Genomic DNA, 19,692 nt, shown 5'->3' with positions numbered 1-19,692 from the left:
CTTTGAAATATTGATTAAAATATTGGTTTTTAGTATATTAGGCTATGCAAGGGAAAAAGACGCATCAGGAAAGCTTATTTATACAATTTCAGCTTTCCAACTATGTTCCGGCTGACAATTTCTACCGGCGGTTAAAAAATTTACTTGATTTGGATTTCTTATACCAAACTACCTTGAAGTATTATGGTAAAGAAGGCCAGAAGAGTATCGATCCGGTTGTTTTCATGAAGTTGATGCTGGTCGGTTATCTTGAAAACATTAACAGCGACCGGCGCATCATGACCTCATCAGGGATGCGTATGGACATTCTTTATTTTCTTGGATATGACCTTGGCGAAGAGCTGCCATGGCACTCTACCCTGAGCCGTACCCGTAAACTTTATGGTGAAGAGACCTTTCTTAATTTGTTTAAACAGGTACTAAAGCTATGTATTGAAAAAGGCCTGATTTGCGGCAAGCGGCAAGCTGTCGACAGTGCGTTGATACCGGCAAATGCCTCAAAGCATAGTATGGTTGAAAGGATTGTAATGGAAGATGCTTCCGTTTTCAGCCAGGAATTAAATGAAAACATTGAAGAGGAACCCCCAACGCCGGAAGAAGACAACAAAGGCGGTCAAAATAAGAAAGATAAAGCTGCTCCGACCAATCAAACACATTATAGCCCTTCAGACCCTGACGCCAGGCTGACCACCAAGCCCGGAAAGCCGATGAGGCTGTATTATCGGGCACAAATGAGTGTAGACACAGCCAGTCACTTTATCACCTATATACAGGCGTTTAAAGGAAATGAGGCTGATAACACCTCTCTGCCGGTGATGCTTCCGCAGATTACAGATAACATGGCCGGACATATTAACCCGGTTAAAGAAATCCTGGCAGATACAGGCTATAGCAGTGGTAAAGCTATACGGTCGTTAATAGCCAATGATATCGAAGGATATATCCCTAACCCTGGAAATTATAAATCATCAAGGGAGGATGAGGGGTTTACCTATGACACCGAAAATGACCGATATACTTGCCTGATGGGCGTACAGCTCCCTTTCAGGCGTATCGAGTCTGCCTATGATGAGCCGACGGTTCTAAAAAAGATCTATGAGTCAAATATCAGTGATTGTAAAAACTGCCCCTTCAAAGAAATCTGTGCTAATAAAAAAGGGTTTAAAAAACTGGTTGATTCTATGGATAAGCCGCTTTATGAATATATGAAGCAACGCGTAGAAAGTCCGAAAGGCAAACAAATGAAGGCGCTTCGGTCCAGTACGGTTGAGCCTGTGTTCGGTTCCCTAATTAACTATACTTCCTTAAAAAGAATAAACACCAAAGGCCTCAAACAAGCAAACAAATGTATGCTTGTAGCCGCTGTGGCCTATAATCTCAAAAAGTTGCTCGCGTATAAACCAAAAACATTAAAAGCGGTAGCAATATTGCCGATTAACGACTTAAAAGGCTTGCTTATCCGGCTATTCTTACGCTCAAACCAGCAATACCTTATAAACCTGATTCCATCATTTTAATCAATATTTCAAAGAACGCTTTATGGTCTCACGACCGCAATTGTTGACAATAGTTGCGCAACGATCACCGCAGGCGAAGAGAGGTCGGCCATCCGCTGGCTAGCGGAGTCGCCGGGTGAGTAAATTATACGCCATGCAGCATTTCACATCAACAAAAAAGCTCCCTTCAATATCCTGAAGAAAGCTTTTTTAATATTTTACTATTGTGTTTCTTTAGCTTACAACGCCTGTTTGCAGGTTAACTTTATATACTTTACCGCTAATTGTTACTGTTGCTTTATGGCCCGCTAAAAAGGTTATAGTTCCGCTATAAGACCAGCTGCCTTTTGGACCGGTTCCTTTTGTAATAAAGCTGGCAGAGCCGCTTACTATATCATCACTGTTAGAATCAAGAACCAATGAGGTAAGCACATAGTTAAAACTCCTTGTACCAGTCTTTTTTGTTCCGGTTTTGAAGAGGTAAGTGCCGGTTGAGTTTAATGTGCCGGTAAGCGAATAATTTGAATTATCATTATTAGGCTCTAATGATTGCAATGTAAGGTTTTCCTGGATCCTTGAAGACAAGGATAGTTCAGGGGTTGATACCTTAATAGTTAAATCGTCATTAGTCGTAAAACCTGTTAAGTTATCGCCGGAGCAGATAAAGCCAAATTTAATATGGCCCGCAACTGAAATTGAGCTGTCGGCACCTACGGTAACAGTTTCGTTTAAAGTTGTATCAACCACTAAACCGCAAAAAGGATTGCTTAGGCTGTGCAGCAAACGGCTGTTAGTGCGTTGTTTTACTGCAAAGCCCGAGGGCGCGTCAAGGCCTCCTCCAAAGTTAATACCGGTATACTCACCAAATAAATTCTGGGAAAGATCAAGTGCTATCTGGCTGGATATCTCAGTAGGCGTAATTGCCGGGCCCGAAGTATCGTCGCTTGATTTTTTACAGGCCGTATAAATAACAGCTACGCCTGCGAGCATTATGAGAGAAAGTCTGATTTTAAAATTCATGATAAGGGTTTTTAATATTTGTAACAAAAATAATATAAATAATAAATAAAGTTGAACCAGTGGTGATATTAGTTGAACCAGTTGTGATATTATTAGATAGTGAACCTTATACGTTAATGCTCTTCATATTGTTTAATTAATTTACAATTAAAAAACATCTCCTATATTTAGAAAGAGCGCTTTAAATATTTCAGCACTTCTTGTTCTATGAGGGTGGTACCACTTTCAACGCTGTATAATTTTGGCTGATTATAATCAACAGAAGTGGTTAGATCCAAATCACTTTTATTCTTAAAAACTATAACAATTAACCACAGGATAATTATTAAAAATTAAACTGAAGGACTTTTCATGCTTGGGGAATTTGTTACATCAACACATGTCCCATTTAATTGCATTTTGTGGAATAAATTTCCTTTTAAAATTCCCCATTCCACACTTTACCCGTTATAGTGTAGAAATAAAAAGCCCTTCCCGGGATCGCCGAAAAGAGCTTTATTTTGTTTAATACATGCAGTATTAAACAGGTGTTACAGCGCCGGTTATTAAATCAACCCAGTATACTTTGCTTAAGAAAGTTAATTTAGCTTTGTGATTGCCAAGGAAGGTGATAGTACCACTATAATCCCATGCACCGCTGTGCGTTTTTCCCAATGATCTAAAAGTTGCAGTACCACTTGTTATATCAAAGTTATCATCGGCGTGTACATACAGGTTGCTGAATGTGTAAATATTATGAACTGATGCTGAGCTATTTACATAAACGGTATATTCATTATCAACATATGATTTTAGTATACCATTTAATGAGAAATTTGAATTATTACTATTTAAGCCGCGTACATGGTAATTTTGAGTAAGGGCATAAGCAAAAGTATAGCCCGGGCCTTTTCCAGCTGTAGAAATTGAGTCGCGAAGATCATAACCTATTGTGTTCCCATCATTGCAGATAAAGAAATAGTTTATGCTGCCGGTAGTATGTGATCTTACAGTATCTCCCAGTTTATAATCCAGGTTTAAGCTGCTATCGCTATAAAAACCGCATTGTATATCTTTACTTTGCATTTTAAGCTTTGATGTTGATGACATAACATTTGGTGATACCTGGATACCATCCTTAATGCTGGCTCCGCCGAATGCACCACTTAATGACTGTACAAGGTTTTTTGCAATAGCTAAACTTGCTGCATCAGTAGTTGTACTTGAAGCTGGCTTATTTTCGGTTTTTTTACAAGCTGAATAAAAAATTGCGACAGCCATTAACAATGGCAATGTGTTGCGTAGGTTTAGTTTCATATTTTTATTGTTTGGTTTTTGATATGTTCATGCATTTACAATAAACATACCATTTATGCCAAATAGCGTAAAAAGCAATTTATGAAACGTGTTATTACAACAATTAACAGCAAGTACTTTATGCTTTGCCAATAATTAAGTATGATTAAAAAGCGTCCGTTTATTTTTTAAGATTGGGCTCACCTAAACGGACGGACGGCCATTGGGTATCATTGTGAAAAATATTGCCATGTTTATTTTTGCCCGGGGCGTGGTTGCACCCTATAACTTTTTACCGTCAGACATTTAGTAAGTTTGTGCTATGACAGAGATCTACAATTTTCATAAAGTATCTGATACCCTTGCCTGTTCAGGGCAACCAACCGAGCTTCAGTTAAAGCAACTGGCAACTGAGCAGTACCAGGTAATAATAAACTTAGCACCGCATGATAATAAAGTTGCATTGCCCGATGAAACGGCATCGGTAAAAGCATTGGATATGGATTACTGCCACATCCCGGTTGTATTTGATAACCCGCAGCAAAGCGAGCTAACTGATTTTATAAAATTGATGAACCAGCATAGCAACCAAAAAACACTTGTGCATTGTGCAGCAAATTACAGGGCATCGGCCTTTACAGGTTTATACCTTTTTACTGCAGAGAAATTGGATGAAACGCAAATGCAATTATTTATTGAGGACGTATGGCAGCCCGATGCGGTTTGGCAGCAATTTATTGATGATAGCCTGGAGTATTTGAAAAGTCATTAGTTATTTGTCAATAGTCATTAGATGAGGTATTTGTAATAATATCACTTTTATCTTTATTCATGCCCTCGCGCGTATCATATTGAGATAATATAAGCAGACTAATCTACTTTCATACTGGCATAGAATTGTAAATAAATGCTCAGTAACTATACGACCATATAAAAATTACCGTTATTTACACCGATGAAAGTTTTGGCGATTTTTTTAATTAGCTGCATGGTAACATTTTCGGCACTACCGGGAAAATCAGTTGCCATTAAGCCTGAATTAAAAAAAGATTGCTGCCACAAGCCGGGGAAAAATAAACCATGCGGTCAAAGCAAAAATGATTGCAGTAACCAGGGCACCTGCAACATGCTGGTGTGCAGCAATTGCGGCTTTTTAAAGGTTGACCCGATCAGTATTGCAACTGTTGTGCCGGTAATAAAGGAAACGGAAACAATACCCTACGATGCAGGTAACCTTTCAGGCTATTCATTTTCATCCTGGCACCCTCCAAAAGTTTAATAATAATTATCGAAGCCTATTCCATATCAATTAGGTCATTTATTATTAAACACATTTTAAATTAAAAATCATGAAAAAAATTATTTTCATCACCATGGTGATGTTATCTTCTATAAGCACTATTTCTTTAGCAAATACACCATGCTGCAACAGCAAAATGAATCATTGTACCAAATGTGCAAAAAGTTGCGATAAGGCCACTTGCATGGATTATTGCAGCAAGGCCTGTAAAACTACAGGCGAATGCACTAAAACTTGTAAATAAAAAAAGAAGAGCCGGGTTAAAATCCGGCTCTTATAATATTTTCCCAACTTAATCTAACTCAACCAACCTAATCAACTGCTTCTGCCAACTTAATCTAACTCAACCAACCTAATCCGACTTAATCAACTCCTTCCTCCAACTTAATCTAACTCAACCAACCTAATCCAACTTAATCACTGCTTCTGCCAACTTAATCTAACTCAACCAACCTAATCCGACTTAATCAACTCCTTCCGCCAACTTAATCAACTCCCCATATCAACTTAATCAACCAATAACTACCAAACTAATAGGGATTTTCTTAATTTCGCAGCCTTATACGTGCAAAAAATAAAATGGACTATCAATTTAAAGATATAGAGAAAAAGTGGCAAAAGTTTTGGGCTGATAACCAGATCTTTAAAGCTGAGGATAAAACCACCAAACCCAAGTATTATGTGCTGGATATGTTCCCCTACCCGTCAGGTGCGGGGTTGCATGTTGGTCATCCGCTGGGCTATATCGCTTCTGATATTTTTGCACGTTATAAAAGACTGAAAGGATTTAACGTGCTGCATCCGATGGGGTATGACAGCTTTGGCCTGCCAGCCGAGCAATATGCTATACAAACCGGCCAGCACCCTGCTATTACTACCGAGGATAATATTGCCACCTATCGCCGCCAGCTCGACCAGATAGGTTTCTCGTTCGACTGGAGCCGCGAAGTGCGCACCAGTTCGCCCGATTATTATAAGTGGACACAGTGGATCTTTATGCAGCTTTTTAACAGCTGGTATAATAAGGATACTGATAAAGCTGAAAGCATTACTAACCTGGTTAAACATTTTGAGCAAAACGGATCGGCTGGAATAAATGCTGTGTGCGATGAAGAGATCCTGAGTTTTACTGCCGATGCCTGGAAAGCTATGAGCAACCAGGAGCAGCAGGCTGAACTGTTAAAATACCGCCTTACTTACCTGCGCGAAAGCACCGTTAACTGGTGTGCCGCACTGGGCACTGTATTGGCTAATGACGAGGTTAAAGATGGCTTTAGCGAACGCGGTGGCTACCCTGTTGAGCAAAAGAAGATGATGCAATGGAGCATGCGCATTACCGCCTATGCCGACAGATTATTGAAAGGCCTTGACACCATTGACTGGCCCGAACCTTTAAAAGAAATGCAAAGGAACTGGATAGGGAAAAGTGTGGGAGCGCTTGTGAAATTTCGGATTGCAGAAGGTGAATTGCGGAATGAAAATAATAATTCCGCAATCGGCACTCCGACTTCCGCATTAATCGAAGTTTTTACAACCAGGGCTGATACCATCTTCGGCACTACTTTTTTAGTACTTGCTCCGGAGCATGAACTGGTATCCTCATTAACCACACCGGAACAAAAAGGGGATATTGAGGCATACATCGCGCAAGCAAAAAAGAAATCGGAGCTGGAACGGATGGCTGATGCCAAAACAGTTTCTGGCGCATTTACAGGCAGCTTTGCTATAAACCCACTAAACGGCGAAAAGATCCAGATCTGGATTGCTGATTATGTTTTGGCCGGATATGGAACCGGTGCAGTTATGGCCGTACCATCCGGCGATCAGCGCGATTATTTGTTTGCAAAGCATTACAACCTGCCGATAATCCAGATCATCGACATACAAAATATAGAAACCGAGGCCGATCCAACCAAGGAAGGGCATTATGTTAATTCGGGTTTTATCAATGGCTTAACTTATAAGGAAGCTACTGCTGCGGTTGTTGCCAAACTGGAAGAAATTGGCGCAGGCAAAGCAAAAGTAAACTTCAGGATGCGTGATGCCATATTTGGCCGGCAGCGCTATTGGGGCGAACCGGTGCCTGTTTATTTTAAGGATGATCTGCCCCATTTAATTGAAGAAAAAGACTTGCCTTTGGTATTGCCCGAAGTTGATAAATATTTGCCTACAGAAAGTGGTGAACCGCCGCTGGCAAGGGCTGAAGGATGGGTCTACAAGAGTCAGGAATCAAGAGACAAGAATCAAGAAGGTGCGGGCTATTCGTACGAACTTTCCACCATGCCTGGCTGGGCCGGCAGCAGCTGGTATTGGTACCGGTACATGGATGCGCAGAATGATAAGGAATTTGCATCAAAAGAAGCTATTGAGTATTGGAAGGACGTTGACCTTTACATTGGCGGCAGCGAGCATGCTACCGGGCATTTGTTGTACAGCCGTTTTTGGAACAAGTTTTTGAAGGATCTTGACCTTGTAGTTGAAGAAGAGCCCTTTAAAAAGCTGATTAACCAGGGGCATATTCAGGGTCGGAGCAACTTTGTTTACAGGCTGATAGATGAAATGGGCCGCGGTACAAATACCTTTGTTTCGCATGGCATAAAAAATCAATACAAAACATCTGAGATCCACGTAGATGTAAACATTGTGGAGAATGATATATTAGATATAAATAAGTTTAAATCATGGCGTCCAGAATTTAATGACGCCGAATTTATACTTGAAAATGGAAAGTATATTTGTGGCGTCGAGGTAGAAAAGATGTCAAAACGGTATTATAATGTTGTTAATCCGGATGATATTGTAACCCGTTACGGCGCCGATACACTGCGGATGTATGAGATGTTTTTAGGCCCGCTGGAGCAAAGTAAGCCTTGGAACACCAATGGTATTGAGGGTGTGTTTAAATTTCTGCGTAAGTTCTGGAGGTTGTTCCATAACGAGGCATGGGAATTTAGTGTATCCACCAATGAGCCTTCAAAAGCCGAGCTGAAATCGTTGCATAAAATAATCCGCAAGGTTGAGGAAGATGTGGAACGCTTTTCGTTCAACACATCCGTATCCAGCTTTATGATAGCCGTTAATGAGCTTACCGATCTGAAATGCAATAACAAAGCCATTCTGCAAGACCTGGTTGTTGTCCTTTCACCTTATGCACCGCATATTTGCGAAGAGCTTTGGACCTTGCTGGGTAATGCAGCAGGAACACTGTCATACACCGCATTCCCTAAGTTTAACAGCGCTTATTTAGTTGAGGATGAATTTGCTTACCCTATCTCTATAAACGGTAAAACCAAACTGAACCTGAATATGGCTTTAAGCCTGGAACCTAAGGATATTGAAGCCTTTGTTTTAGCCAGTGCCGATGTACAAAAATACCTTGATAACAAAACCCCAAAAAAGGTAATTGTTGTTAAAGGCAGAATTGTAAATATTGTATTGTAAAAAAACAACCGTCATGCCGATTTCGGCACCCCACAGGATATGCCCATACCAGGGCACAAACTTAGCATTGTGAGGTGCTGAAATAATCAGCATGACGGTAATTATTATTATTTTCTGTGTATCTAATACACAGTACATCAACAACCAATTGTAACTAATTTATTACACTCACTGGTGACTACAAAATAATCGCCTATGGCTTGTAACATTTCAATCATTTTCACCTCCAATTACCAAAATCATCAATAAATGAAACGTTTTTACATAATTATAGCAATATTATGCTCCTTTGTTACTGCAAATGCCCAGATGGGTTTAGGCGGCGGGGGCTCCACAACTGTCGGAAAAATATCCGGGACAGCAATTGATTCTTTATCAAAAAAGCCAATGGATTATGCCTCCGTAGGCTTATACAGAAGCGGCGGAAAGGCCCCGATTACCGGTGTTATAACCGATGAGAAAGGAAACTTTAAGCTGGATAATGTTAAACCGGGCAATTACAAATTAGTGATAAGCTTTATAGGCTATCCAAGCAAAACTATTGACCCTGTATTAACTACTGCATCAAAACCCGATAAGAATTTGGGAGCAGTATTGATATCACCTGGTGCAAAGTTATTGAATGAGGTTAAGGTTACAGGCCAGGCGTCATTGGTTGAGAATCATATTGATAAAATTGTTTACAATGCGGAGAAGGATTTAACTTCGGCAGGTGGCAACGCAAGCGACGTTTTACAAAAAGTTCCGTTAGTTTCGGTAGATCTTAACGGTAACGTTGCCATCCGTGGCGACCAAAATGTCCGCGTGCTGATCAATGGCAAACCATCGGGAGCTACTTCTGCAAGCTTGGCAGATGTATTGAAAACTATCCCCGCCGACCAAATCAAATCTATCGAAGTGATCACCTCGCCATCAGCAAAATATGATGCTGAAGGTTCTGCAGGTATTATTAATATCATTACCAAACAAAAAAATGTTTCAGGCATAAGCGGTTCGGTAAGCGGGGGGTTTGGTACCAGGCAAAATAACGGCAACTTCAATTTAAACTATAATAAAAACCGTTTTAGCCTGTCAATAAACTCCGGGGGCAACCTTACCTGGCCACAAACTTCATTAACTGATTTCAAACAGGATTTTCAGTTCGGAAGCTACCATACCGCACAGGATGCTAATGGCACAAGCCGTGTAAAACGCTATGGTACACTTAGTTCGATAACTGCAAATTATGATTTTAATGCCTTTAATAATGTATCATCAACTTTCCGCTATAACAAGGGTGGGTTTAATACCAATGGCAGTACATTAACTCAAAAAACCGATTTTAATTATTTAACAAATCCCGACTCTACTTTTTCATATAACAGCAGCTCACTAGGCCATAATTCATTTGGCGGATTTGACTGGAGCCTGGATTATACCCATAAATTTAAGAAAGAAGGCCACGAAATAATTATATCTACCCAATGGAGCCGCAGTAAAATTGTTACTGATTACACCACAATATTTACACCCGAAAAACAGACAGATCAAAAGAATAATATTGATGGTATAAATAATGAATATACTGTTCAGGCTGATTATACTTTACCAATTAATAAGATCTTAAAGCTGGAAGCCGGTGGTAAGGAGATCATCAGGAGAATTAACAGCACCTCGGATATTTTTGATCCTTCGGGCAATGGAGATTTTGTTTTTGATGCGTTAAGCTCTAGTTTATATAAGTACAATCAAAATGTAACCGCAGGCTATTCTGTATTGACGTTTACCCTGCCTAAAAGCTACTCAATACTTGCGGGCGCCCGCTTAGAAAACACGGCTATACATGGCGACCCGATTAGCGCCGGACAAACCGACCTTACACCATTTGATAATAATTATGTAACTTTTGTACCAAGTTTAACTGTGCAAAAACAGCTTACGCCTACCCAAACTATCAAACTAAGTTACAGCAAGCGTATAACCAGGCCAAGTCTTACCTTCTTAAATCCGTTTTTAAATACTAATAATAAATTAGCCCAAACCATAGGTAACCCAATTTTAGCTCCGGAAGTGTCGCAAACAATTGAGTTCAACTATAATACATTTATAAAGTCTTCTATTATTAACACCTCTATTTATTACAAACGCACACAGGGTTTGATAGAGAACCTTGCGGGACGGATTTTTGTTGAGGGACAGCCGGGTACGTTAAGCACATTTCAGAATGCAGGTGTAAACAATTCATTTGGCGCAAGCTTTTTTGGATCGATAAACCCAATTAAAATAATAACCATAAGGGGTAATTTAAACGTTTATACTTATCACCCTACTCCGTATGCTCAGTATGAACAATTCTTTACACACACGGGTACGTTTGTACAATACAACGCATTCCTGAGTGCATCGGTTAACTTGCCAAGCGGGTTTATTGCAGAAATGTTTGCTGTTGAAAACTCTCCGCGGCATACCATACAAGGTGAAAGCCCTTCATTCAGCATATTTGGTGTAGGTGCAAGAAAACAATTTATGCAGAAAAGAGCATCTATCGGGATCAATACCCTTGAGCCATTCAACAAATACAAGCATTTCGATTCCAACATAAAGAGTCCGGGCTTTACCCAAAGCAGCACCTTTGCGTTCCCATTCCGTTCTGTTGGTTTAACGTTTAGCTACAGCTTTGGTAAACTAACCTTCAGCAACCCTAACGAGAAAAAGAAAGGCGTTAACAATGATGACCTTAAACAAGGCGATCAGGGCGGCGGTGTTGGCGGCGGCGGCGGCAGATAAGCGTTGAAAAAGAGTCAGGATTCAAGATAAAAAAAGAGCCGGGTGTAAATACCCGGCTCTATTTGTGTGATCGTAGTTTAAATATTGCCTTCTCGATTCTTGACTCCCGATTCTACTCGTCTTGCTTCTTTCCCCCATGACCAATGTCATTAAGAAGTTAAAAGGACCACGTAGGGGTTTAAGGTCGGTAGAATAAAAACGGAAAAGAATACCGTGCCGTCAGGTACGGAACCTCGCCGATGTTGCGTACCTGACGGCACGCTAAATGGTTACGCTATATTTTCTACCGATATTTTGCACCTACGGCGCATTTTCAAAAATGGCCTTAACTTAACGTGAGTTTTTGATATAAAGAATAATGGAACACAATGATTATCAGCTACTTATAGTTATTTAATCCTTAATAAAAGTCGAATCAACTGATAATCAGCATGTTCCACTCTGTTCCAGGTGTTCCGCGTAAAAATGGAACGCTTTGCCAGCATAGATACACAAACTTGCGCTTCGCCTCATATAAAGCTACGGCTGCACGCGGTTGGAGAAGGGTTTGGGGTGAGGTGACCGTTTGCTTATGTCGAACTCACGTTAATTTAATGACATTGCCCTAAGCGTCAACATCAATTCCAATCTGTTTCAGTAATAAAGAAGCATTAAAGGTTTTGCATTCGCCATGTTTTATCTTGTAGTCGAACAGCATTTCGCCATTCACTACCTGGATGTCGAAGTAAAAATTGCGTACATAATCCGGGTGTGATTTTTCAAGCTCGGCAATCTGAAGATCATGTGTGGCTACCATCCCAACCCCCTTTTTCTTTATCAACTGCTCAATCACGGCTTTTGAGCCAAGGTATTTATCAACCGAGTTGGTTCCGCGCAGCATTTCATCAATCAAAAAGAAAACCTTGCCTTCAGTTTCAACGGCATTAAGCAACATTTGCAGGCGATCAAGCTCGGCTTTAAATGTCGATGTGCTTTCATTAAGCGAATCCTTAATGCGCATATAAGTAATTATGGTGATAACTGATACCTGCATTTCTGCTGCACAAACAGGCGCGCCGCACAGGGCCAGCACGGTATTAATACCTATGGTACGCAAAAAGGTACTTTTTCCGGCCATGTTTGAGCCGGTGATGATATCTATTTTAAAGGTGTCGTTCAGTTCATAATCATTAGCAACGCGTTTATCCTTATTAATAAGCGGGTGTGCCAGGTTTTTAGCTGTTAGGGTATAATTGCTGCCATCAGCTATCTGCGGAAAGGTCCATTCAGGGTAATTGATATGAAAAGATGCAATACTTATTAATGCTTCAAACTCCGCTATTACATCAAAGGCCGTTTCAAGGCTTTGCTGGTTGTTACGTTTCCAGTCCTCAATAGCTAAAACTTGTTTAAGCGACCATAGAAAAAAAACATTTAAAACAAATCCTACAAAAAATATAGCGCTGTAGCCAAGCTTATTTATCAATATTGATAACTCTTTTATTTTTTGTGAGGTGCGTTCAACCTTTAGCTGGTTAGCCAAAATAGTACAACAATCTCCTTGCCATTGTTCTGTTTCAATAGTTTTAAATACTAACGTATAATCAGAAAGTGTTTTTCCTATTTTATCAGCAATAAAATCTGATTTTATCATATAACTGCCTTTTAAAACCAGGATTGCACCATTAAATATGGCAACAGCAATGCCTAAAATGCTAATAAGCGAATAAAAATAGCCGGCAATTATAGTACCCAGCAATAAATACGGGGCAACTTTAATATACAGCCTCAGAAAATTCTCACCGGATAATTCAAACGATAATTTCAGGTATGAAAACAGGCTGCTTAACTGATCGGTTTTAGAATCGTTAGCAAATAAAAGCCTGGCCTGAAAATCAAGTTTCCAGGTATTTTTTTGTGAGAGCTCTTTTAATGATTCCTGTCGGTTTAAAATAACATTTTTTGTAGCCGGGGCAGATAGCCAGCTGGCCAGCAAACGTTTGCCGGGAGCCGTAGCGGCCCTGTTTACCATTTGAAACAGCGTGGCCTTACCAAAAATATCCAGATCTGAAGTATAACCATGCTTTTCATCAGCAAAGCTTTTACCGTTATCATATAGGTTCGACCGATTGGTTATACTGCCAATTTCATTTTCATTTACCGTTTTAAGCGCCGTGAAATAGCTTTTTCGCTCCAAAAAAAGGCTCTGTTTTGATACCAGCCATATAAAACACAGCATTAATATGATAAACAAAACTATGAGTAAACCAATGCCGATTGTTTTAACGGACAAATAAATAGCAACTACTATCAGGGCAAAAATCACCAGGCGCAATAATGAATAGGTATTGATCAGTTTTTCATATTTGCTTATTTCCTGCCGGGCCGCGTTTATTCTTTGCTGGTAATCGTTTTGTATGTCCATTTTGTTGTAAGGTTGAAACGTTGTAAGGTTGAAATGTTTTTTAATTTATTTTTTAGCTGATATTCAATTACCTTATAACAATCGGGCGCAATTTATAACATTCTAACTTTACAACCTTACAACAATTCAACAATATCTTAACTTTACAACGTTTCAACCTTACAACATTTCAACAACACAAATAACAATGAAAATCACTTTTCTAACCGTGGGCAAAACCGAAGACGCTTATTTAAAGGAAGGCATTGAAAAGTATGTTAAGCGTTTAAAACACTACACCAAACTGGTTATTATTGAAATTGATGAGCTTAAAAACACCAAAGCGTTAACCCAGGAACAGCAAAAAGCCAAAGAAGCTGAGCTGATCCTCAGAAAAATAACACCAACCGACCATGTTATCCTGCTTGATGAAAAAGGCATAGAGCTAACCTCGCAGCAATTTGCAGCTTATATTGATAGAAAAGCCATTGGCTCTGTTGCCAACCTGGTTTTTATAGTTGGTGGCCCTTATGGTTTTGATGCTTCGGTTTATGCACGTGCTAATGACAAGCTCTCACTCTCCGCCATGACCTTTTCGCACCAAATGGTGCGCTTGTTTTTTACTGAACAGCTTTACCGTGCCTATACGATAATTAAAGGTGAGCCTTACCATCATTCATGACATTATCCTGACTTATTTAAAAAAATGGTCAGTGCACTGTAAAAATATATCTTTCTAGGATTAAATACACCCTCTGTGTAGCGTATAGCCCTATTTTTGGTAAAAAAAGCGTTACACATGCATGCAATAATTACCGAGCTACTTTCCTTAAAGTTTATATTATTTTACATTTTAATAATATCAACTTTAATTGTTCATTACCGCGGAAAGGTAAGGTTTAAATTTTTTAGGCAGCTAACAGACCATTCAACCTTTATGGCGCCTATAAATATGCCTATGTACGCTTTTTCGGGTGTAGAGAACCAGCCGTATATAAAATCGTCAAATTTTCCGCAATTGTTGCTGCTTAAAGATAACTGGCAAACTATCCGTGATGAAGCCCTGCAACTGGAGCGTGAGGAGCTGATAAAAGGCTCGGATAAGTATAACGACATGGGTTTTAACTCTTTTTTCCGTCGTGGCTGGAAACGTTTTTATTTAAAATGGTATGATGATTTTCATCCATCAGCAAAAAAATATTGCCCGCGAACTATAGAGCTGATTAAGAGGATCCCGCAGGTAAAAGCCGCCATGTTTGCCGTATTACCAGCCGGCGGCGAACTATTGATGCACCGCGACCCATATGCAGGGTCATTGCGTTACCACCTTGGATTAATAACGCCAAACTCCGAACAATGCCATATTGTGGTTGATGGACAAAGCTATGCCTGGAAAGATGGTGAGGATGTAATTTTTGATGAAACCTATATCCATTATGCTGAAAATAAGACGGATACAGACCGGATTATACTTTTTTGCGATATTCAGCGCCCGGTAAAAACCATGTTTGCACGGGGATGGAACAAGTTCTTTGGGTGGTTTATAATGGCTGCTGCCGTATCCCCAAACATGGGCGAAGACAAAACCGGGAACATTAATAAAGCTTTCAGGTATGTTTATTCTATCAGGTTGCTTGGCAAACGGATAAAAGCATACAACCGCAATTTATATTATGCGGTAAAATATGTGCTGATGCTTGGGATACTATATTTGATCTTTTTTTAAAAATAACGACACGCAAAAAGACGCAAAGTATTGCGTCTCTACACCCCGAGATAATTTTTCTTTCGGACTTTCGGACTTCCGGACTTTCGGACTAATTTCTTATTTTTGCTCCTATGTCTGCAGGTCACGATCATTCACATCATCACCATCATGATCATGCCCCAAAGCTTGATCATCTTAATGCCGCCTTTATTTGGGGGATCATTCTAAATTCAGCATTTGTAATTATTGAAGTAATTGCGGGCTTAAGCACGCATTCATTATCATTATTAACTGATGCAGGCCATAACCTCAGCGATGTGGCAAGCCTGGCCCTGGCATTGTTAGCCTTTAAGCTTACTAAAGTAAATTCAACCAGCCAATACACTTATGGTTATAAGCGGTCAACAATCATTGTATCCTTCTTTAACGCTGTTATCCTCTTTGTAGCGGTAGGCTTTATTATTTATGAAGCTATAATGCGTTTTATGCATACCGAGGTGGTTGCCGGTGGTACCATGGCCTGGGTTGCCCTTATCGGTATAGGTATTAATGCTTTTACCGCATGGCTTTTTGTAAAAGATAAGGATACCGACCTAAATGTTAAAGGCGCATACTTGCACATGGCGGTTGATGCTATTGTATCGTTAGGTGTAGTTATATCCGGCATAATTATCTATTTCACTAATCTTTACTGGATTGATAGTGTTGTATCCTTAATTATAGCCATAGTGATTTTAAAAGGCACCTGGAGCCTGCTTAAAGATAGTTTGCGATTGGAGATGGATGGCGTGCCAAAGGAAATGGACCTTGAAAAAATTAAGGCCGAACTGCTAAAATGCAAAGGCATTATCGCTGTACATCACATGCATGTATGGGCGTTAAGCACCACGGAAAATGCGCTTACGGCACACCTGGTTGTTGACCCCGAACATATGCCGAACTTTGATGCGATCAAGAAAGATCTGAGGCACCGTTTAGAACATATGAGCATTAGTCATGCTACTTTTGAGCCTGAGTTTTCTGATGATGAGTGTAAGCAATTAAATTGCGATTAAGATTTTTGTAAAGACGAGATCCTTTGCATTTCCCATCATATTAAAAAAGCCAGAGGAATAATATCTTCTGGCTTTTTTCTGTGGATAAAAGACACGAAGCATCGCGTCTCCTACGTTGATAAAATTATGTTTTTTTAGCCGCTGCTTTCTTAGCTTTTGGTTTAGCGGGAGTTGCTTCTTCCGTAGCAGCAGCTTCAACAGGTTTTGCAGCCTCTTCAGCTATGGGCGCTGTTTCAGCATCCGGGGCAGCTGCAGCAGGATCTGCTTCGTTAAATAACGGCAGATCTTTCAGGATCTGGTACCAGTTGATGATCTTCTTCATATCCGACGAATAAACTTTCTCTTCGTCATGATCAGGAGATACTTCCCTGAAAAAATCCCTCAGTTTTTTACCATCAGCTTTTGCATCCGGAACACCCGAAGATGCTTTCATCCGCTCAAAAACATCAATCAGCTTAATATCCTCTTCCAAACCAAAAATAGTGATCTCATGAAGCGCCGCCAGTTTAGAGGTCGACAAATTTGCCACTAGCTTAGTTTTTTGCGCGTCGAGGCTTTCTAATATATAGCCTGTTTTATTTTGCGCCAATGCTCTCCATAATCCCGGCTTGCCGGATACGGCTACAATTCCCTGTAAATTCATTTTTTTATAAGTTGTAAGAGTTGTAAAGGTTGTAAGAGTTGTAAAAGCCGAAAATGTTGAAATGGATTTAAACCACTACAACACATACAACCACTACAACATTTCTAACCTCTCCAACTATTCCTCAATAACCTCAATTCCTAAAATTTTATCACCCTGGCGGATAGCATCAACCACGTCAACATTTTCAATCACTTTACCAAATACAGTATGGTTCCTGTCTAAATGTGCTGTATTATCGCGGCTATGGCAGATAAAAAACTGTGAACCGCCAGTGTTACGTCCGGCATGAGCCATTGATAACACACCACGGTCGTGATATTGGTTCTCACCTGTTAACTCACAATCTATTTTATAACCCGGGCCACCAGCACCTGTGCCGGTCGGATCGCCACCCTGGACAACAAAATTAGGGATCACCCTATGAAAAGTTACGTTATCATAAAAGCCCGACTTGGCTAATTTTTGAAAGTTTGCAACAGTATTAGGCGCATCCTTGTCGTAAAACTCAACAGTCATGTCGCCTTTTTCGGTTTTAATAATTGCTTTGCTCATTTTTTTTTCTAAAATAGTAGGCAAAGGTAATAATTTGAGGGGAAAGGCAAAAGGTTAAAGCAGAAAGGTTTTAGGAAATTGTGTGTGTTTATATAGTTCTTTCTGTTGCCATGAATTATACATAATACCTTATTTAATTATTCGTTATATTTGGATATGGGAACAAGCGAGATCATATCAGAAATAAATAAGCTACCTGTAAGCCAACGCTTAACGCTTATTGAATTAACCATAAAAAATATAAAACAAGAGGAAAGAAAACAAAAGTTAAGTATTGCTGCTAAAAAACTTCACGATGATTATGTAAACGATCCTGAATTGGTTGCTTTTTCAAATCTTGACTTTGAAGATTTTTATGAAGCAAAGTGAAATTTGGCTAATAAATCTTGACCCAACAGTTGGCGCTGAAATTAAAAAAACACGACCTGTTGTAATTGTAAATGATAACGCACTTGGGAAGTTACCTTTAAAAATAATTGTACCATTTACAGACTGGAAAGAACATTATAATGTTGCTGATTGGATGGTAAAAATTGAGCCTGACTCATACAACAAGCTTACAAAAATATCAGCAGTCGATTGCTTTCAAATCCGTTCAGTGTCGCAAGATCGTTTTATGAGGAAATTGGGAAATGTTACTTTTACACAGATGATGTTTATTCAGGATGCCTTAGCTTCTGTACTTTCTATACAAACCCAATAGAAAGCATATGAAACATCTAAAATACCTTTTACCCTTCGCCTTTCTCCTTTTACCTTTCTTCGGTAAAGCCGCTTCCATATTGATCCCCATGGATGAGGAGCAAAAGGATCATTTAAAATCATACGGCATTGCTTTCTGGACATTAAAAAATGGCGAGGAGATTGACTGGCTGCTTAATTACAGGGGTGGCAGCTTTATGATGAAGTATGATAAAAAAATTGAGGATGAGTGTAAGATCCGCGGTGTTAGCTACGAAGTTTTGGCAGATGCCAAGGTGAACCAGATCTTGACTGAGGTTAGTGATCCATCGGTAAATATGGATGTGGTTAAGCTGGAGAAAGCGCCAAAAATGGCTGTTTATTCACCTAAAAATAAACTCCCCTGGGATGATGCTGTTACCCTGGTTTTAAAATATGCCGAGATCCCTTACGATGTAGTATATGATGAGGAAGTGATAAAAGGCGATTTGCCAAAGTACGATTGGCTGCACCTGCACCATGAGGATTTTACCGGACAATACAGCAAATTTTATGGCGCTTTCAGGTATGAGCAATGGTATAACGATGATATAAGGATCCAGGAAGCTACAGCGCATAAATTAGGCTTTAAAAAAGTATCCCAAATGAAGCTGGCTGTTGCCGAACATATCCGCGATTTTTGCGCAGGCGGTGGCTTCTTATTCGCCATGTGCTCGGGTACTGATACTTTTGACATAGCGCTGTCTGCAGCCAATACTGATATATGCGAGCAGATGTTTGATGGCGATGCTGCTGACCCTGGTGCGCAATCAAAACTTGATTTCAGCCAGACATTTGCCTTTAAGGACTTTACACTGGATATGAACCCCATGTCGCATCAGTTTAGCAATATTGATGTAACGGCAACCCGCCAGGTTGAACGAACAAGAGACTTTTTTACCCTGTTCGATTTTTCGGCCAAATGGGATGTTGTGCCAAGCATGCTGACGCAAAACCATGATAAGGTGATAAAAGGGTTTATGGGCCTAACCACGGCATTTAACAAAAACCTGCTTAAACCGGGTGTAACAATTATGGGCGAAATGAAAAGCAACAATGAGGCCCGTTATATCCACGGTGAATACGGCAAAGGCCAATGGACTTTTTACGGCGGCCACGACCCTGAAGATTACCAACACATAGTAGGCGATCCGCCAACTGATCTTAAACTGCATCCAAATTCGCCGGGATACCGCCTTATTTTAAATAATGTGCTGTTTCCGGCAGCTAAAAAGAAGAAGCAGAAAACGTAGAAAAAAAGTTGGCAGTTGGCAGTGTGCAGTTGGCAGTAGTAGAAATGAGTTTTTAGTTAACAGTAAGCAGCTGGCAA

Annotated in this window: 16 protein-coding genes; 11 read left to right on the top strand and 5 right to left on the bottom strand. The window is 39.9% G+C overall.

Translation table 11 applies throughout. The annotated features are described in order from the left end of the window. Nucleotides 1-44 precede the first annotated feature (44 nt). Complete coding sequence (locus JWQ54_RS09970) at nucleotides 45-1,517, top strand: IS1182 family transposase (protein ID WP_299583883.1); 1,473 nt, start codon at nucleotides 45-47, stop codon at nucleotides 1,515-1,517. A 213-nt stretch (nucleotides 1,518-1,730) separates the two neighbouring features. Here the strand turns inward: JWQ54_RS09970 and JWQ54_RS09965 are convergent, their stop codons facing one another. Both JWQ54_RS09965 and JWQ54_RS09960 read right to left on the bottom strand, forming a co-directional pair. Beyond that, complete coding sequence (locus tag JWQ54_RS09965; RefSeq protein ID WP_299583880.1) at nucleotides 1,731-2,516, bottom strand: hypothetical protein; 786 nt, start codon at nucleotides 2,514-2,516, stop codon at nucleotides 1,731-1,733. A gap of 519 nt (nucleotides 2,517-3,035) precedes the next feature. Then, nucleotides 3,036-3,812 (bottom strand): hypothetical protein, encoded by a 777-nt coding sequence (locus tag JWQ54_RS09960; protein WP_299583877.1) that lies wholly within the window; start codon nucleotides 3,810-3,812, stop codon nucleotides 3,036-3,038. 301 nt (nucleotides 3,813-4,113) lie between these two features. Between JWQ54_RS09960 and JWQ54_RS09955 the strand changes: the two genes are divergently transcribed. From JWQ54_RS09955 to JWQ54_RS09940, 4 genes are all read left to right on the top strand, one after another. Then, on the top strand, nucleotides 4,114-4,563 hold the full coding sequence (locus tag JWQ54_RS09955; RefSeq protein ID WP_299583874.1) for a protein tyrosine phosphatase family protein: 450 nt from the start codon (nucleotides 4,114-4,116) through the stop codon (nucleotides 4,561-4,563). Between the two features lie 216 nt (nucleotides 4,564-4,779). Further along, nucleotides 4,780-5,070: a hypothetical protein gene (locus JWQ54_RS09950; RefSeq protein ID WP_299583871.1), complete on the top strand. Its 291-nt coding sequence runs from the start codon at nucleotides 4,780-4,782 to the stop codon at nucleotides 5,068-5,070. 600 nt (nucleotides 5,071-5,670) lie between these two features. Next, entirely contained in the window at nucleotides 5,671-8,532 is a 2,862-nt protein-coding gene (gene leuS / locus JWQ54_RS09945; protein ID WP_299583868.1) for a leucine--tRNA ligase, read from the top strand. 249 nt (nucleotides 8,533-8,781) lie between these two features. After that, nucleotides 8,782-11,298: a TonB-dependent receptor gene (locus JWQ54_RS09940; RefSeq protein WP_299583865.1), complete on the top strand. Its 2,517-nt coding sequence runs from the start codon at nucleotides 8,782-8,784 to the stop codon at nucleotides 11,296-11,298. Nucleotides 11,299-11,902: 604 nt separating this feature from the next. Here JWQ54_RS09940 and JWQ54_RS09935 read toward each other — a convergent pair. Next, the gene (locus JWQ54_RS09935) at nucleotides 11,903-13,702 is read right to left on the bottom strand and encodes a DNA mismatch repair protein MutS (protein WP_299583863.1); all 1,800 of its coding nucleotides are present in this window, start codon (nucleotides 13,700-13,702) and stop codon (nucleotides 11,903-11,905) included. Between the two features lie 187 nt (nucleotides 13,703-13,889). Here JWQ54_RS09935 and rlmH point away from each other — a divergent pair, with 187 nt between their 5' ends. The 3 genes from rlmH (at nucleotide 13,890) to JWQ54_RS09920 (ending at nucleotide 16,444) form a co-directional block, all read left to right on the top strand. Beyond that, complete coding sequence (gene rlmH, locus JWQ54_RS09930) at nucleotides 13,890-14,363, top strand: 23S rRNA (pseudouridine(1915)-N(3))-methyltransferase RlmH (RefSeq protein ID WP_299583860.1); 474 nt, start codon at nucleotides 13,890-13,892, stop codon at nucleotides 14,361-14,363. Nucleotides 14,364-14,480: 117 nt separating this feature from the next. Continuing rightward, on the top strand, nucleotides 14,481-15,407 hold the full coding sequence (locus JWQ54_RS09925) for an aspartyl/asparaginyl beta-hydroxylase domain-containing protein (RefSeq protein ID WP_299583857.1): 927 nt from the start codon (nucleotides 14,481-14,483) through the stop codon (nucleotides 15,405-15,407). A gap of 113 nt (nucleotides 15,408-15,520) precedes the next feature. Beyond that, nucleotides 15,521-16,444, top strand: a complete 924-nt coding sequence (locus JWQ54_RS09920; RefSeq protein ID WP_299583854.1) for a cation diffusion facilitator family transporter — start codon at nucleotides 15,521-15,523, stop codon at nucleotides 16,442-16,444. Between the two features lie 124 nt (nucleotides 16,445-16,568). Here the strand turns inward: JWQ54_RS09920 and JWQ54_RS09915 are convergent, their stop codons facing one another. Together JWQ54_RS09915 and JWQ54_RS09910 are read right to left on the bottom strand one after the other, a co-directional pair. After that, nucleotides 16,569-17,087 carry a DUF5606 domain-containing protein gene (locus JWQ54_RS09915; protein WP_299583851.1) on the bottom strand — a complete coding sequence of 173 codons (519 nt, stop codon included), beginning with the start codon at nucleotides 17,085-17,087 and terminating at the stop codon, nucleotides 16,569-16,571. 117 nt (nucleotides 17,088-17,204) lie between these two features. Beyond that, the gene (locus JWQ54_RS09910; protein ID WP_299583848.1) at nucleotides 17,205-17,642 is read right to left on the bottom strand and encodes a peptidylprolyl isomerase; all 438 of its coding nucleotides are present in this window, start codon (nucleotides 17,640-17,642) and stop codon (nucleotides 17,205-17,207) included. A gap of 156 nt (nucleotides 17,643-17,798) precedes the next feature. Here JWQ54_RS09910 and JWQ54_RS09905 point away from each other — a divergent pair, with 156 nt between their 5' ends. The 3 genes from JWQ54_RS09905 (at nucleotide 17,799) to JWQ54_RS09895 (ending at nucleotide 19,615) form a co-directional block, all read left to right on the top strand. Beyond that, a complete protein-coding gene (locus tag JWQ54_RS09905) occupies nucleotides 17,799-18,011 on the top strand; it encodes a hypothetical protein (RefSeq protein WP_299583845.1) in 213 nt (70 codons plus the stop codon). Next, entirely contained in the window at nucleotides 17,998-18,345 is a 348-nt protein-coding gene (locus JWQ54_RS09900; RefSeq protein ID WP_299583842.1) for a type II toxin-antitoxin system PemK/MazF family toxin, read from the top strand. Before JWQ54_RS09905 ends, JWQ54_RS09900 begins: the two co-directional genes overlap by 14 nt. Before the next feature lie 88 nt (nucleotides 18,346-18,433). Continuing rightward, complete coding sequence (locus tag JWQ54_RS09895) at nucleotides 18,434-19,615, top strand: asparagine synthetase B (protein WP_299583889.1); 1,182 nt, start codon at nucleotides 18,434-18,436, stop codon at nucleotides 19,613-19,615. Nucleotides 19,616-19,692: the final 77 nt, after the last annotated feature.

This window comes from Mucilaginibacter sp., from assembly GCF_028288225.1.
Classification (GTDB): Bacteria; Bacteroidota; Bacteroidia; order Sphingobacteriales; family Sphingobacteriaceae; genus Mucilaginibacter.
Note: the sequence above shows the minus strand (reverse complement) of the source record. Positions and strands in the feature narration are given on the sequence as shown.

Coding starts and splice junctions, on each gene's coding strand:
- JWQ54_RS09965 (WP_299583880.1), bottom strand. CDS start 2,516: ATGAATTTTAAAATCAGACTTTCTCTCATAATGCTCGCAGGCGTAGCT.
- JWQ54_RS09955 (WP_299583874.1), top strand. CDS start 4,114: ATGACAGAGATCTACAATTTTCATAAAGTATCTGATACCCTTGCCTGT.
- JWQ54_RS09900 (WP_299583842.1), top strand. CDS start 17,998: ATGAAGCAAAGTGAAATTTGGCTAATAAATCTTGACCCAACAGTTGGC.
- JWQ54_RS09910 (WP_299583848.1), bottom strand. CDS start 17,642: ATGAGCAAAGCAATTATTAAAACCGAAAAAGGCGACATGACTGTTGAG.
- JWQ54_RS09970 (WP_299583883.1), top strand. CDS start 45: ATGCAAGGGAAAAAGACGCATCAGGAAAGCTTATTTATACAATTTCAG.
- JWQ54_RS09915 (WP_299583851.1), bottom strand. CDS start 17,087: ATGAATTTACAGGGAATTGTAGCCGTATCCGGCAAGCCGGGATTATGG.
- JWQ54_RS09920 (WP_299583854.1), top strand. CDS start 15,521: ATGTCTGCAGGTCACGATCATTCACATCATCACCATCATGATCATGCC.
- JWQ54_RS09950 (WP_299583871.1), top strand. CDS start 4,780: ATGGTAACATTTTCGGCACTACCGGGAAAATCAGTTGCCATTAAGCCT.
- JWQ54_RS09935 (WP_299583863.1), bottom strand. CDS start 13,702: ATGGACATACAAAACGATTACCAGCAAAGAATAAACGCGGCCCGGCAG.
- JWQ54_RS09895 (WP_299583889.1), top strand. CDS start 18,434: ATGGATGAGGAGCAAAAGGATCATTTAAAATCATACGGCATTGCTTTC.
- JWQ54_RS09925 (WP_299583857.1), top strand. CDS start 14,481: ATGCATGCAATAATTACCGAGCTACTTTCCTTAAAGTTTATATTATTT.
- leuS (WP_299583868.1), top strand. CDS start 5,671: ATGGACTATCAATTTAAAGATATAGAGAAAAAGTGGCAAAAGTTTTGG.
- JWQ54_RS09960 (WP_299583877.1), bottom strand. CDS start 3,812: ATGAAACTAAACCTACGCAACACATTGCCATTGTTAATGGCTGTCGCA.
- JWQ54_RS09905 (WP_299583845.1), top strand. CDS start 17,799: ATGGGAACAAGCGAGATCATATCAGAAATAAATAAGCTACCTGTAAGC.
- JWQ54_RS09940 (WP_299583865.1), top strand. CDS start 8,782: ATGAAACGTTTTTACATAATTATAGCAATATTATGCTCCTTTGTTACT.
- rlmH (WP_299583860.1), top strand. CDS start 13,890: ATGAAAATCACTTTTCTAACCGTGGGCAAAACCGAAGACGCTTATTTA.